This is a genomic window from Bradyrhizobium sp. MI1.7, assembly GCF_055811795.1.
The window spans coordinates 235,052-248,392 of sequence record NZ_JBVVPO010000005.1 but is presented as its reverse complement, the minus strand read 5'-3'; the positions used below and the strand labels follow the sequence as shown (position 1 = coordinate 248,392).

At 62.6% G+C, this 13,341-nt stretch carries 14 protein-coding genes; 3 read left to right on the top strand and 11 right to left on the bottom strand.

Features of this window, described 5'->3' with window-relative positions; translation table 11 throughout:
• Positions 1 to 43 precede the first annotated feature (43 nt).
• Complete coding sequence (locus tag AC0L3X_RS08410) at positions 44 to 886, top strand: AAA family ATPase (RefSeq protein WP_063981465.1); 843 nt, start codon at positions 44 to 46, stop codon at positions 884 to 886.
• 66 nt (positions 887 to 952) lie between these two features.
• Here the strand turns inward: AC0L3X_RS08410 and AC0L3X_RS08405 are convergent, their stop codons facing one another.
• The 9 genes from AC0L3X_RS08405 to AC0L3X_RS08365 form a co-directional block, all read right to left on the bottom strand.
• Positions 953 to 3,043: a hypothetical protein gene (locus AC0L3X_RS08405; protein ID WP_354131744.1), complete on the bottom strand. Its 2,091-nt coding sequence runs from the start codon at positions 3,041 to 3,043 to the stop codon at positions 953 to 955.
• Between the two features lie 836 nt (positions 3,044 to 3,879).
• A complete protein-coding gene (locus AC0L3X_RS08400; protein ID WP_283017515.1) occupies positions 3,880 to 4,329 on the bottom strand; it encodes a DUF5958 family protein in 450 nt (149 codons plus the stop codon).
• Positions 4,311 to 4,721: a hypothetical protein gene (locus AC0L3X_RS08395; protein ID WP_063981463.1), complete on the bottom strand. Its 411-nt coding sequence runs from the start codon at positions 4,719 to 4,721 to the stop codon at positions 4,311 to 4,313. Before AC0L3X_RS08395 ends, AC0L3X_RS08400 begins: the two co-directional genes overlap by 19 nt.
• A gap of 28 nt (positions 4,722 to 4,749) precedes the next feature.
• Positions 4,750 to 5,127, bottom strand: a complete 378-nt coding sequence (locus AC0L3X_RS08390; protein WP_084794989.1) for a hypothetical protein — start codon at positions 5,125 to 5,127, stop codon at positions 4,750 to 4,752.
• A gap of 325 nt (positions 5,128 to 5,452) precedes the next feature.
• Positions 5,453 to 5,734, bottom strand: a complete 282-nt coding sequence (locus AC0L3X_RS08385) for a YrhB domain-containing protein (protein WP_084794987.1) — start codon at positions 5,732 to 5,734, stop codon at positions 5,453 to 5,455.
• 126 nt (positions 5,735 to 5,860) lie between these two features.
• Complete coding sequence (locus AC0L3X_RS08380) at positions 5,861 to 7,507, bottom strand: GMC family oxidoreductase (protein WP_063981461.1); 1,647 nt, start codon at positions 7,505 to 7,507, stop codon at positions 5,861 to 5,863.
• 14 nt (positions 7,508 to 7,521) lie between these two features.
• The gene (locus AC0L3X_RS08375; protein ID WP_028147003.1) at positions 7,522 to 8,115 is read right to left on the bottom strand and encodes a GNAT family N-acetyltransferase; all 594 of its coding nucleotides are present in this window, start codon (positions 8,113 to 8,115) and stop codon (positions 7,522 to 7,524) included.
• Between the two features lie 157 nt (positions 8,116 to 8,272).
• On the bottom strand, positions 8,273 to 9,199 hold the full coding sequence (locus AC0L3X_RS08370) for an SMP-30/gluconolactonase/LRE family protein (protein WP_063981460.1): 927 nt from the start codon (positions 9,197 to 9,199) through the stop codon (positions 8,273 to 8,275).
• 240 nt (positions 9,200 to 9,439) lie between these two features.
• Positions 9,440 to 10,285, bottom strand: coding sequence for an AraC family transcriptional regulator (locus tag AC0L3X_RS08365; RefSeq protein ID WP_063981459.1), 846 nt, complete (start codon positions 10,283 to 10,285; stop codon positions 9,440 to 9,442).
• Between the two features lie 170 nt (positions 10,286 to 10,455).
• On the opposite strand from AC0L3X_RS08365, the gene AC0L3X_RS08360 reads away from it, so the two are divergent.
• On the top strand, positions 10,456 to 11,559 hold the full coding sequence (locus AC0L3X_RS08360; RefSeq protein ID WP_063981458.1) for a mandelate racemase/muconate lactonizing enzyme family protein: 1,104 nt from the start codon (positions 10,456 to 10,458) through the stop codon (positions 11,557 to 11,559).
• Between the two features lie 9 nt (positions 11,560 to 11,568).
• Here AC0L3X_RS08360 and AC0L3X_RS08355 read toward each other — a convergent pair whose 3' ends face one another.
• On the bottom strand, positions 11,569 to 11,925 hold the full coding sequence (locus AC0L3X_RS08355; RefSeq protein WP_063981457.1) for a hypothetical protein: 357 nt from the start codon (positions 11,923 to 11,925) through the stop codon (positions 11,569 to 11,571).
• A 185-nt stretch (positions 11,926 to 12,110) separates the two neighbouring features.
• Between AC0L3X_RS08355 and AC0L3X_RS08350 the strand changes: the two genes are divergently transcribed.
• Positions 12,111 to 12,335 carry a hypothetical protein gene (locus AC0L3X_RS08350; protein WP_041953164.1) on the top strand — a complete coding sequence of 75 codons (225 nt, stop codon included), beginning with the start codon at positions 12,111 to 12,113 and terminating at the stop codon, positions 12,333 to 12,335.
• A 280-nt stretch (positions 12,336 to 12,615) separates the two neighbouring features.
• Here AC0L3X_RS08350 and AC0L3X_RS08345 read toward each other — a convergent pair whose 3' ends face one another.
• A complete protein-coding gene (locus AC0L3X_RS08345; RefSeq protein ID WP_063981456.1) occupies positions 12,616 to 13,272 on the bottom strand; it encodes a glutathione S-transferase family protein in 657 nt (218 codons plus the stop codon).
• Positions 13,273 to 13,341: the final 69 nt, after the last annotated feature.

Below are 13,341 nucleotides of genomic sequence, written 5' to 3'. Positions count from 1 at the left end.
TGGACCAGGGCGATGCCCGGCCGACGACCAACAAGGACGCGCGATGAAATTTACCGGCACCAAGGACTATGTTGCGACCGACGATCTCAAGGTCGCCGTCAATGCCTCGATCGTGCTGGAGCGCCCGCTGCTCATCAAGGGCGAGCCCGGCACCGGCAAGACCGTGCTGGCGGAGGAAGTGGCGAAGGCGCTGAACGCGCCGCTTTTGACCTGGCACATCAAGTCCACCACCAAGGCGCAGCAGGGCCTCTACGAATACGATGCAGTGTCGCGCCTGCGCGACAGCCAGCTCGGCGATGCCCGCGTCTCCGACATCAGGAACTACATCAAGCGCGGCAAGCTGTGGGACGCCTTCACCGCCGAGCAGCGCCCGGTGCTCTTGATCGACGAGATCGACAAGGCCGACATCGAATTCCCGAACGACCTCTTGCTCGAGCTCGACCGCATGGAATTCCATGTCTACGAGACCGGCGAGACGATCAAGGCGAAGCAGCGCCCGATCATGATGATCACCTCCAACAACGAGAAGGAGCTGCCGGACGCCTTCCTGCGCCGCTGCTTCTTCCACTACATCAAGTTTCCCGACGCCGACACGATGGGCCGCATCGTCGACGTCCACTTCCCCGGCATCAAGAAGCGCCTGGTCGAGGAAGCGCTGCGCATCTTCTTCGAAGTGCGCGAGGTGCCCGGTCTGAAGAAGAAGCCCTCAACCTCCGAGCTGCTCGACTGGCTCAAGCTGCTGCTCAACGAGGACATGAGCGTCGAGCAACTGCGCGAACGCGACCCGCGCAAGCTGATCCCGCCGCTGCACGGCGCGCTGCTCAAGAACGAGCAGGACGTGCACCTGTTCGAGCGGCTGGCGTTTTTGAGCCGGAGGGAGGTTTGATCTGCAAGCGCGCAGAGACAACCTGACCGCAATTCCTACCGCTACTCTGGGCCGCGCTTCCCCGCGTCATCTCGGATTCGGATGACCGTCAAGGCGGAGCTGATAAACGAAATAGGTTGGGGTACAGAACCCGATCTTTCGGCTTCTCAAGTTATTCAACGCCGGGGCCCTGACGTTGAACCTTGCACTCGTGACAAAATCCGGCATCTGCTGGCAAATATAGTCCTCGCGGCAAAACCGCGACGGCGAGCATGTGTTCAGGAGGCCGCGGCCGACGCCAGCGGCGAAAATGCCGCTGTCGAAATATCCCTTGGCCATCTGCTCAAAGCCCTTGCCTCCGACGATCGCGCAGATTTCCTCGGGCACGCTGCCCGGCCGGATCACCGCCAGCGACGCCTCCTCGGGCTTGCAGGGACGCGTGACGCGGCCCAGCGGCACGCCGATCTTCGTTGGACGGCAGTTGTAGCCGTAGCCGCTCAATTTTCCTTCCGACAGCTTGTAGACGAGTTCTTCCTTGCTGACGCGGTCGCTGAACGCGCGCAGGTTGAAGCCGAGCGGGTTGTTGGCGGCGGTCTTCGCTGTGGAGTCCTCGATGACGTTTGAGCGGCAGCTCAAACCCGCGGCGACATTCTGTGCCGCGGGCACGCATTGGCCGAGATTGGAGGAAGTCGCAGCGTTCGTCACCAACGCCTGACAAGTGAGGTTACGCGTGGCATTGCAGCTCCATTTCGCGGCCTGCGCCAGATCCGCATTCAAAGGGCACGGCATGTTGTCACCGGCGACAACATAGGCCGGATTTCCGCTTTCCCAGGCCGCCGGGGGCGCCGAAGGATGCGGGCGAAAACTGTTCGGCGCCTGACCGAGCGAAACCCGCTCGACATAGTCCTTGCGGCGAACAAGTTCCGCGTAGACATGGGGCGAGAACGGCAATTGCAACTGGTTACCGTCAAGCGCGCTCCTGATCGCGTCCGCGTCGCGGCCGAAATCGAACCGGTCCACGCCGAGAAGATGGAATCCGGCGGTCGAGGATGATTGATGGCAGCCCATGCAGGACGACGTGTTCAGGCGTTCGAGCAGACCCGCGCCGGATTGCACGAATTTTGGTGACCTCCCGGGGACACCCGCCGCCGCGACGATCCGTGCCGCCTGCTCGCTGCCGATTGCGAGATCGAAGGGACGATTGGCCATGCGCGCGCTGCCGGCAGTGGAAAAACTCAGTGCGATGTCGGCCTCCAGGCTCTCCGGTATCCTGAAGGTGCCGTTGTCGATCTCGGCGATGTGGCCGGCGAGATAGTCCTGCAACTGCTTCTGCTTGGCGGGATCCTTCAGGATTGCCTGCACATCAGGCGTATTTTCCAGCCGTGTCGGCTGAAACTTGCCATCCCTCAGCGCGAAGATCCGCATCCAGTAGATCGCCTGTCCGGCGAATTTGCGGTTCTCCATGTTTTCGAGGTCTGATGGGAAGCGCACCACCTGCGCATTGATCTCCATCTGCTTGAAGATGAGTCGCGAAAAATCCAGCGGCCCCTGCAGCAGGCGTTGGGCAACCACTGCCGGATCGTCAGCATCGATCCCGGCGACGCGCCAGAGCGAGGCGACGTCCTGGCAATTCCTGCCGTCATCCGCGTAACTGAACACCATGTTCACGGTGAACGGCATGCGCGACGCGTAAGTCTTGCCGTTCATCCTCACTTCGTAGCCGAGCCGGTAGATGAAGCGCAATTCGCCGCAATGCGCGGAATCGAAATCGCGGCGGTCCATCCGATTGACCACACCCGACAGGAAGAACAATCCGTCGCTGGAACCGAGCCATTTCTCGTTAAACACGCGCGCAACATTGCCATTCAGCCGCAGCGTCTTGCCAGCGTCCGTTTTGGCCGACTTCGGGTCGTAGGTTTTCAGGATCTCCTTTTTCCAATCGATGCCGAGTCCCGCTGTGATACGCGTGATGTCGGCGGACATCACGGCAGCGAACTGCGCGTAGGTCCCACTGAATTGAGACAAATCGCTCGCCCGCGTCGGGCCGTCGGCGACCGACGGCTGCAGCAGCTTTTGCGCGGCGTGAACTTTCCTGAACAGGGTCACCAGCGAAAGCGCGGATGAATTGTCATGATCGAGCACCGCGAGCAGAGGTTCCTGGCTGATCAGGGTCGTCACCTCTGCGGAAGCCCGGGGAGACTGGGCAAAGCAGGGAGAGATCGTGAGGATCAAGAAGCAGAGTATTGAGATGAAGCGCATCTGCTGTTTCTACTACGTCAAGGCGCATCCTGCAATTTAAGGGTGAATGTCCCGAGGAGCCCGCGCTCGAGGAAAGAGGGAAAGCGCACGCTCTCCACATCGTCATTGCGAGCGCAGACACACCGCAGCATCCTCGCGGCGCATTTCGCCCGAGCTTTGCTGTCTCCGTCACGCCCTCCAGGAAAGAGGGCGCAGGGAAGGCCGGGTGCCGGCTGGCACCCACGGTCCGCTGTGCGAAAGCACACGCAGAAGAACTGCACAGCGGCATACAGGTGAAGCCAAACACACGGCCTTCCCTGCGCAGTGGTCGGACGGCGTATGCCGTGCTCTCCCGGGAGCCGAGTTCGTTCTGGCCTCCCTCACCCCTGCGAAAGTCGCCGACACCGCGCCGGTTGACGCAAATGCCGCATCCGCAAGAGCTTGACCGTAGCAGCGACGGCCAGGACCACACGGTTTTGCCGTACGCACACAGCGCCGCTCGTCCGCACGAAGCCTCAGGGCTCACGGAGAGCAATCCGCCCTGCCCTTAGCCTCTCGCGCCCGACGCTGCCGCGTCCACCGCAACCCGGCCCGCGTTTCGAACGACTCGCGAACCGCCCCTCTTCCTCGGGCCGGGCTGTTTCGATGTATGCCGCAATTCCGAATTTCGGTAAAGTGGAATATTTTTGCGAGGAGGGATTGACGGGTGGCGGGGTGTTTTGCCCGACGGGCAAACTTGAGAAGATCGTAGCCCAACACGCGGCGAGTAACCGAGGCTACGCCCCCTTGGCTCGCTTGATCTCATTCACAACCTCCGGGTCGCTTAAGTCGCGGTGCCACCAATGGTTTACGAGATCCAGTGGCCGTTCCCTGCGACGCCTGTTGTCTGCGGCTGCGAGCAACTTGATGAGGAGCCGAAACACTCGAGGCAACTCAAACTCTGGTAGCGTCGAGAGCTTCGCCAATTGAATCTTGAGGTTAGGCATCGCGATCAAGACACACGGAGTAAGCGTCCGCTTCAGCCGCGACTCGGCAATTGCACCTGCCACATCGTCTGGCTTCGGCCCTGCCTGCAATATGAAGTTACTTAAGCCACGAAGCAGCCTGCGTTTGTCGTCCTTGCTCCGCGCGTTGAACCAAGCGTCCCCCTCCGAATCGCTTGCGACCCCCTGCGCCAGTTGGTTCAACAAGATTTCTTCGTCCACATTCAACATCGTGCCACCCATGGCAGCGCTGCACCCCAGCCCACGACAAAGTCATGGTGATTGCTGCAAAGGAGATAGCTCGCCTCCTCGTCACAGACATAAATCTCGAGCGCCGGACAGTCCTCCAGAACCCGAAGCAGGTCCGCACCACACGAAAATTTCCAAATCGATCGGGCGCCTTCCAGAAACATCAAACATTGGTTCGTCCCCACGTATTTCGGAATGAGCTCCCAACCATCGGGCCTTTGCCTCCCTTCGGATGTGGCTTGATCCCACGGCGCGCGGCTCGTCACGTCGACACCGAGTCGCTCCAGCACCCTGATCACGATGGCTCGGCTATCAATTTCGTTCAGCACCTCGGCCTGCACACCAGTGCTGCGAAGCGCAGCAATTACACGATCAAAGGTCATCATTCCGCGATACTCATTGCCGATTTCCCCTTCACGTGCGCAGCGGATTGCCAGGCTTGAAGGGAGACAGGTTTTCGGGTCGCGGTAACACAGACGGCGCATCGCCTGCCAAGCCATACACATCGATGCCCTTCAGCAAGCCACCACTCGAATAGATGAATATTCCACTTTGGTGATCACCATCGTTCAGCAGGAATTCACCGAGAATCTCAGCGCCGGGCGGCGCTTCAGCATGTCCCTTGATTTGGAAGTTGATGCTGGCACATCCACATCGACATCTCCAAGGCGTGACCTCAGCCAGCTTGAGCTGATCCAGATATTGCCTGGCTTCTTCCGTGCCATGCTCCAGCATCCAGCGCGCAAGATCGCGCTCGGCATCTGTGAGAGGACGATTGTGCTCTGTGCTCAAATGACGTCGTCCAAATGCGCAGGGATCGTAGCCCGGACGGAGCGCAGCGAAATCCGGGGAATGCAGGCAGATCGATACAGCTATCCCGGATTGCGCTTCGCTCCACCCGAGCTACGGGACCTTCGGATAGATGCACTGAGATCAGGGAAGACTTCGGAGAATGGCTGGACCTTGGCGATATCAGCTTTTTTCAGCCTCGGATTTTCGCTGACCTCGCGCAGATCTTTCCGGGTATAGCCCGATCTCTTTCTGGCGTTCGACATAGCCGCTTCTCATAATTAGCGACCGCAGGGTGGGTAAAGCGAAGCGAACCACATCCTATGGGCTACGAGCTTTCATCAGGGGTTTTGATCGCTACCTGCCAAGAACTGGCGCTCGGGAGAATTCTGACTTCTCCATTTCGACGAACCAGTATGGGACCATTCCCGGCGAGAGTTGAACTAGGGTTGCCCGTTTCAACAAACTCCTTCGAATCATAGAAGAAGAGCCATCCCTCCTCTACTTCTTTGGTAAACTCATCAAGCACAACAAACTCATCGCAAACCTTTGCGGCAATGGCCGCCACGGTATTTCTTGCTAGCAACTTGGCTTCACCATAATCGATCATGTTTCAGTCCGTTCTCAGGGACCGTAGGGTGGGTTAGGGTTAGCGTCAGCGTAACCCACCTCTTTTATTTCCGCATCGAGAGAAGTGGTGGGTTACGCTTCGCTAACCCACCCTACGTAGCTGTGCCTACGCTACCGCCGCGTCCGGAATCCGCGCGGATTCCATCGGCTGCTTGCCGCGGATCAGGTCCGAGGCACGATCCGCGATCATCATGGTGGAGGCGTTGAGATTCGCCGAGATCATACGCGGCATCACGGAGGCGTCGATGACGCGGAGGCCCTCCAACCCGTGGACGCGGAGCTGGTCGTCGACCACCGCCCACGTGCTGTCCGCCGGGCCCATGCGGCAGGTGCAGCCGGGGTGGAAAGTGGTGGTGCCGCGTTCGGTGGCGGCGGCGAGGAATTCGTCGTCGGTGTTGATGTTCGGACCCGGGAAATCCTCGTAGGCGTAATAGGGCGACAGCGGCGCGCTCTTCAAAAGCCTGCGCGCGAGCTTCATGCCGCCGACGATGACGCGGCGGTCGAGCTCGGCGTCGAGATAGTTGGTCTGGATGATCGGCGGCGCGAACGGATCAGATGAGCGGATGCGGACATAGCCGCGGCTCTCCGGGCGTTGCTGCCAGGAGGCGACCGTCATACCGGGCTCGTCCTCGAGCTGGCCCTGCACGCCTTCCTTGTAGCTCGCCGGCGTGAAGGTGAGCTGGAGGTCGGAACTGTCGGCGCTCTCGCCGGAGTGCCAGAAGCAATACACCATGGTCGGCGAGAGCGAGAGCAGGCCGCGGCGCGCGGTCGCCCATTTCAGCGCTTCGATCCACAGCGAGAAGCCGCGGCGGAGCTCGTTGATGGTCTTGATGTCCTTCACGCGCGCTACGGTGCGCGGGGCGTAATGATCCTGCAGACCTTCGCCGACCGGCAGCGCGTGGCGCACCGCGATGCCGTGCGCGCCGAGCAGATCGGGTGAGCCGATTCCGGAGAGCTGGAGCAGCTGCGGCGAATTATAGGTGCCGCCGGAGAGGATCACTTCCTTGTTGGCACGCACTTCCACCGGCGTGCCGCCGCGGCCGCCCTTGGTGTAGCGCACGCCGACGGCGCGCTTGCCTTCAAAAATGATCTCGGTCGCGTGCGCGTGGGTGTGCACATGCACGTTCGGGCGCTTCATCGCGGGCTTGAGGAACGCGGTCGAGCCGGAGACGCGCAGGCCCTTGTCGATGGTGCGCTGGCAGTAGGAGACGCCTTCCTGCTTAGCGCCATTGTAATCGGGGTTGCGGGGAATGCCGAGCGAGACCGCGCCTTCCATGAAGGCTTCGCAGAGCGGATCGCGCCACTCCATGGTCGTGACGGTGAGGTTGCCGTCGCGGCCGCGATAGGTGTCCTCGCCCTCGCCGACCCGCTTTTCCAGCCGCTTGAAGTAAGGCAGCACGTCGGCATAACCCCAGCCGCGATTGCCCATCTGCGCCCAGGTATCGAAATCCATCCGCTGGCCGCGATTGTAGATGTGGCCGTTGATCGAGGACGAGCCGCCGAGCGTCTTGCCGCGCGGCGCATAGATGCTGCGCCCGCCGGTGTAGGGCCCCGGCTCCTGCTGGTAGGCCCAGTTGATGCTCTTCATGTGGAACGTCTTGATGAAGCCCGCCGGCAGATGGATGTAGGGATGCCAGTCGCTCGGGCCCGCCTCGAGCACGCAGACGCTCACGTTCGGATCTTCGCTGAGCCGGCTGGTCAGTACGCAGCCGGCGGAGCCCGCGCCGACGATCACATAATCGAATCTGTCCATGGTGCCTCGGCCGCTCAGCGCGGCTTGTCGTTGAGTTGATAGTTCAAATGCGTCCGCACCGTCGGCCATTCGGCGGCGGTGATGCTGTAAACCACGGTGTCCCGCAGCGTACCGTTCGGCGTGACCTGGTGGCTGCGCAGAATGCCGTCCTGCTTGGCGCCCAGGCGCTCGATGGCGCGGCGGCTCTGATGGTTGAAGAAATGCGTGCGGAATTCGACCGCGATGCAGTTCAGCGTCTCGAAGGCGTGGGTCAGCAGCAGAATCTTGCACTGCGTGTTGAGCGGCCCGCGCTGCGCGCTCTTCGCATACCAGGTCGAGCCGATCTCGACGCGGCGGTTGGCGGCATCGATGTTCATATAGGTGGTCTGGCCGACGATCTTGCCGCCGGCATCGAACACGGTGAACGGCAGCATCGAGCCTGCGGCCTGGAGGCCCAAGCGGCGGTCGATCTCCTTGGCCACGTTCTCCGGCGTCGGGATCGCGGTGTACCAGATCGTGTAGAGCTCGCCGTCCTTCACGGCCTCCACCAGCCCCTCGCGATGCTCTTTCGACAGCGGCTCGAGACGGGCGTGCTGCCCACGCAGGGTGACGGGATCAGGCCAGGGCATTTCTCTCTCCATAATGACTGCCGTCCTTCCGGGGCGCGACGACGTCGCGAGCCCGGAATCCATAATCACCGCTCGGGGTTATGGATTCCGGGCCTGCGTGCTGGCGCACGCATCCCGGAATGACGACCGACGCATCGGCACGGCTGCTCAGATACAATCACTTATTCAGAAAGTTCAACGGCAAACCGCCGCGCGGCCAGTCCATGGCGATCAGCTCGCCCTTGCCCGACAGCGTGATGTAGGCGGTCTTCAGCCCCTCGCCGCCGAAGGCGATGTTGGTGGTGACGCGGTCGCCGGTCGGGACCTGCTCCACCAGCGTACCATCAGGCGCGATCACCGAGATGCAGCCGGAGACCAGGGTGGCGACGCAGACATTGCCGTTCGCCTCTACCGCGAGCGAGTCGAACATCTGGTAGCCGCCGAGGCCGCAGATCGGCTTGCCGCGCTCGCCGCGATAGATCACCTCGCGCGGCTTGAGCGTGCCGGGCGCGGAGAGCTCGTAGGCCCAGAGCCGCCCCGTCGGCGTCTCCGCGATGTAGACGGTGTTCTCGTCCGGCGACAGGCCGATGCCGTTGGCCGGCAGAACGCCATGCACGACCTCGACGATCTCGGTCATGCCGGGCTTGAGATAATACATGCCGCCGACATCCATCTCGCGGGCGCGGCGCTTGCCGAGATCGGAGAACCAGAGGCCGCCGTGCTTGTCGAAGACGAGGTCGTTCGGCCCGCGCAGATCGTGCTCGCCGCATTTGGTCACGACGGTCTCGACCTTGCCCGATTGCAGATCGACGCGCTGGATCGAGCCGCCGAGATAGCCGTCCGGCTGCGGGCCGGGCATGATCATCTTGCCGGTCGGAATCCAGGAGAAGCCGCCATTGTTGCAGATGTAGATCTTGCCGTCGGGGCCGAGGGCTGCGCCGTTCGGGCCGCCCGGCACCTTGGCGACGACCTCCTTGCGGCCGTCGGGATGGATTCGGGTCAGGCGCTGGCCGCGAATCTCCACCAGCACGACCGAGCCGTCCGGCATCACCACGGGCCCTTCGGGAAATTCGAGGTCGGTGGCGAGAACGCGAACGTTGGTCATGGGGACCCTCCCGGCTGCTTGTTATGGCTTGCACGGGATGTCCGGCACGGGCCCCACACGCAAGATTTGCCTGCGGTTATGACAAAGTCGCCGGGGCTTGCCAAGCAAGCGGGATGGTATGCCAGCGTTGCAACGTAAAGCGCGATGACATATCGCGCCTTAGGTCTCGTTTGAGCATGATCTCTTCGGAAAACCGCTGCGCACTTTGCGCGAACGCGGCCCTTCGGGTCCGGATCGTGCTTACTCCCGCACTGGTATCCAAATCTCGAAGCCGCCATTGCCGGTCGCGGGATCGAATTTCTCGTCATAGCGCTCGAAGTTCGGCGCATCCGCGGCCTTCAGGCCGGACGCCGGCAGCCACTGATTCCAGATCGTGTTGACGGTGCGGCGGATCGAGGCGACGTGCTCGGTGTGGGTGAACACCGCGTAGCGCTGCTCGGGAATGCGGATGCGACCGAAGCGGCGCGGCAGGTCGGAGAAATCGGCGACCTCGACACCGGCGATGTAGTCGAAATTGCCGGAATCATCGCCGTTGCAGCAGACGCCATAGGCGACTTGAGATTTTCCCTGGCCGACGCGCGCGGGAATGTCGGCGACTTCCTGATGGAAGCGGTGCCACAGTCCCGGAATGGCGGCGCCGTTGTCGCAGGAGATGCGCTCGGCGGGGCCGGCGACGAGGAAGGCCTTCGCGGTTTCGAAACGCGGCGGGACCAGATGATCGAGCATGGTGGAGTCCATGAGGATCGGCTCCTGAAGCTTGAGTTTATCGAGGCACGTTGCCGCCCGCACCGCTTCGGGTGTGGTGCCAAACTGGTCGCGGAACGCGCGGGTGAACGCTTCGTGCGAGCCGTAATCGGCCTCCAGCGCCAGCGACAGGATGTCCGGCGCGCCGTTCGCAAGACTGCGCGCCGCTTCCGTCAACCGCCGCGCGCGCACGTAGCGCATCACCGGAAGCCCGGTGGCTGCGGCAAACGCCCGCACGATGTGGAACCGCGACACGCCAGATATCGCAGCAATCTCGTCGAGCGTCATCGGCTCGGCCAGATGGCTCTCGATATACCAGAGCGCGCGCTGGGCTGGGTTCATGCGTCAAGGGCCCTCGTTCGAAGCCTGGCGATGATGCGCTGACGGCCACCGCCTCGCTTGATCGGCATTGCTGTCCTCGCATGAGAATAGTTCCGGAATAGCCACTGGCAACGCCCCGGCATTCGCAGCTACACTCGTTGCAACCGCTCACCAGAAAGAGGAACCGCGTCATGGAAATCACCGATGTGCGGGCGCACCATATCCGCATCCCCTATGACGCCGGTGTCGCGAGCTTTCGCCAGGGCGCGTCCGCAATCTCCGCGCTCGACATGGTGCTGGTCGAGGTCACGACCGATGCCGGACTGACCGGCTGGGGCGATGCCTTTGCCTATGTCTCCCCGCGCACCACGCGAAGCGCCGTCGAGGAGATGATCGCGCCGCAGGCCCGCGGGCTGAAGGTTCCCGATGCCGCCGGCATTCCGGCGGTGATGGAACAGATCCAGCGCAACCTGCATCTGTTCGGCCGCTACGGCATCACGATGTTCGCGATATCAGGGCTCGACATCGCGCTGTGGGACTTGGCTGCGAAGATCGAGGGCGCGCCGCTGCATCGCCTGCTCGGAGCAAGCAAGCGCTCGAACATCCCCGCCTATGCGAGCCTGTTGCGAATCGGCTCGCCTGAGAACATCACGGGCGAATGCAAGAAGGCGCTCGCGCTCGGCTATGGCGCCATCAAGCTGCACGAGACCACGACGCCGGCGGTGTTTGCCGCGCGCGAGGCCATCGGGCCCGGCATCCCGCTGATGGTCGACATGAACTGCCCGCTCACAGGCGAGCAGGCGATCGCATTCGCGAAGGCGTGCGAGGACGCGCAGCCGATGTTTCTGGAAGAGCCGGTCTGGCCGCCGGAGGATTTTGCCACACTCGCCGAGGTCCGCCGCAAGGGCGGGCTCGGCGTCGCCGCCGGCGAGAACGCCTGCACGGAGTATCAATTCCGCCAGATGATGAATGCAGGCGCGGTGAGCCACGCCCAGCCGTCGGTGACCAAGGTCGGCGGCATCACGGAATTTCTGAAGGTCGCCGCACTCGCCGATCAGCTCGGCGTCAAAATCGTCCCGCACTCCCCGTATTTCGGTCCGGGCCTGCTGGCGACATTGCACCTGCTGGCGACGCGCGACGACGGGTTGGTCGAGATGTTCTATCTGAAACGCGAAGCGTGCCTCTGGGGCGGCCGCGCCGATGTCGATGCCACCGGCCAGGTCGCGGTGCCCTCGGGACCCGGGCTCGGCTATGAGCCCGATCGCGGCGTGATGGAGCGCTACCGCGTGGCGTGACGGCGACGCCTATTTCGCCGCATCCTTCGGTGGCGGCGCGTCCTGCTTCTTCTTCAGATCGTCCGCGATCTTCACCTGTGCAGCCTGGAGATCGGCCAGCGTCTTCTGCAGGCCGGCCACAAGCGTCTTCAGCGCGTCGATCTGGCGGTTGGCGGCATCGTGCTTCTGCTGATGATCGAGCGTCAGCTTGGTGATCGTCTTCTGCAGGAAGTCGACGTTGCTCTGCAGGCAGCTCGTGCGCCGCTCCATGGTCTTCTCGACGGTACAGATCTCGATGCCGGGCACGTCTTGCGCGCGGACCGGCGCAATCGCCAGCGGGGCGAGCAACAACATCGCGAAACAGACGTCGGCGCTTCGAAGCAGCATGCAGGTTCCTCGTCCAAATCAATCACGGCAATGTGCGCTTTTTGCTCGCCGACGCCGGAGGCTACCACACTCGTACCGCATTCTCGCGTTGAGCTTGGCTTGTTCCCTTGGACGGGGATCAGTGAACCGTGCGCGGAAGAAAGTGGGCGCTCTTTCCGCGACTTTGATTAGGGGAGATTTTTGGAATGGCAACGCGCGATAGACGTCTGGCGGAATTCGATGGCGCCGGCGAACCGCCACCTGGCCTGCCGGTGGAGGTGCTGTGCGAGGACCACAGCGGAACGTATCAACTGCCGTTCGCCTGCCGCTATGTCGAGGGCCGCTGGCAGAACGACGCGGCCGGCGTCCCGGTGGAGGCCACTGTCATCGGCTGGCGCGTGCCGCGCGCCAAGCACTCGGGCTTCGCCTGACGAGCGGCGTCTGTCTCAAAATGCAACGGGGCCGCGCTCTGCCTTAACGAACGGAACGCGGCCCGAACGAATCACGTCCGAATCAGCCGAAACGCCGTGTACGCGGCTGTTCACGGCTAGATGTCGCAACAAGCCCGCACGCGTATACAATATCTGCGCAGCATATGGGCCGGCCCGAGCCGGCCACGGGTGCTAAAAGTTAACGGCTTCAAAGACATGGCTGCCGGGTGCGGCAGCCCGGGCCTCGCTCCCAAAACAGGCAGGCGGGCGCCAAGCCTGCCTAATATTCGACCTCGAGCTCCTCGATCTCGGCCGGCTCGTCCTTGGCCGCCGCGATCCATTCCTTCATCTCGGGCATGGCCATGATGGTATCGGCATAGGCCTTCAGCGGCGGCTCGAGGTTGACGTCATAGGTCACGAAGCGCGTCACCACGGGGGCATACATCGCATCCGCCATGGTGCGCCTCGCGCCGAACAGGAAGGGACCGCCTGATTTCTCCAGGCAGTCGCGCCAGATGGACCAGACGCGGTCGATATCAGCCTGCGCGCGCGACCAGATCTTGAAGCCGGGGAAGTGCCCCTTCAGATTGACCGGCAGCGAAGCGCGCAATGTCGTGAAGCCGGAATGGATTTCGCCGCAGATCGAGCGGCAATGCGCCCGCTGGACGCGGTCATCAGGCAACAGACCGGCATCCGGCATCGCCTCGTTGAGATATTCGGCGATCGCCAGCGTATCCCAGACCACGGCGCCGTCGTGGCGCAGGCACGGCACCAGGATCGACGACGACAGCAGCAGGATTTCAGCGCGCGCCGACGCATCGTCCGGCGCGGTGACGATCTCCTCGAAATCGAGCCCGGAAAATTTCGTCAGCAGCCAGCCGCGCAGCGACCAGGACGAATAGTTCTTGCTGCTGATCGTCAGTGTCGCCTTCGCCATATGGCCCATTCCCTACGCCTGTGACTTGCACGCCGCCCGGCCCGCGGGAGTGCTCATGACCTGTGCTTC

Excerpts from the sequence above, each read along its gene's own strand:
- AC0L3X_RS08410 (WP_063981465.1), top strand. The coding sequence starts at position 44 with ATGAAATTTACCGGCACCAAGGACTATGTTGCGACCGACGATCTCAAG.
- AC0L3X_RS08400 (WP_283017515.1), bottom strand. The coding sequence starts at position 4,329 with ATGGGTGGCACGATGTTGAATGTGGACGAAGAAATCTTGTTGAACCAA.
- AC0L3X_RS08395 (WP_063981463.1), bottom strand. The coding sequence starts at position 4,721 with ATGATGACCTTTGATCGTGTAATTGCTGCGCTTCGCAGCACTGGTGTG.
- AC0L3X_RS08385 (WP_084794987.1), bottom strand. The coding sequence starts at position 5,734 with ATGATCGATTATGGTGAAGCCAAGTTGCTAGCAAGAAATACCGTGGCG.
- AC0L3X_RS08380 (WP_063981461.1), bottom strand. The coding sequence starts at position 7,507 with ATGGACAGATTCGATTATGTGATCGTCGGCGCGGGCTCCGCCGGCTGC.
- AC0L3X_RS08375 (WP_028147003.1), bottom strand. The coding sequence starts at position 8,115 with ATGCCCTGGCCTGATCCCGTCACCCTGCGTGGGCAGCACGCCCGTCTC.
- AC0L3X_RS08370 (WP_063981460.1), bottom strand. The coding sequence starts at position 9,199 with ATGACCAACGTTCGCGTTCTCGCCACCGACCTCGAATTTCCCGAAGGG.
- AC0L3X_RS08365 (WP_063981459.1), bottom strand. The coding sequence starts at position 10,285 with ATGAACCCAGCCCAGCGCGCGCTCTGGTATATCGAGAGCCATCTGGCC.
- AC0L3X_RS08360 (WP_063981458.1), top strand. The coding sequence starts at position 10,456 with ATGGAAATCACCGATGTGCGGGCGCACCATATCCGCATCCCCTATGAC.
- AC0L3X_RS08355 (WP_063981457.1), bottom strand. The coding sequence starts at position 11,925 with ATGCTGCTTCGAAGCGCCGACGTCTGTTTCGCGATGTTGTTGCTCGCC.
- AC0L3X_RS08350 (WP_041953164.1), top strand. The coding sequence starts at position 12,111 with ATGGCAACGCGCGATAGACGTCTGGCGGAATTCGATGGCGCCGGCGAA.
- AC0L3X_RS08345 (WP_063981456.1), bottom strand. The coding sequence starts at position 13,272 with ATGGCGAAGGCGACACTGACGATCAGCAGCAAGAACTATTCGTCCTGG.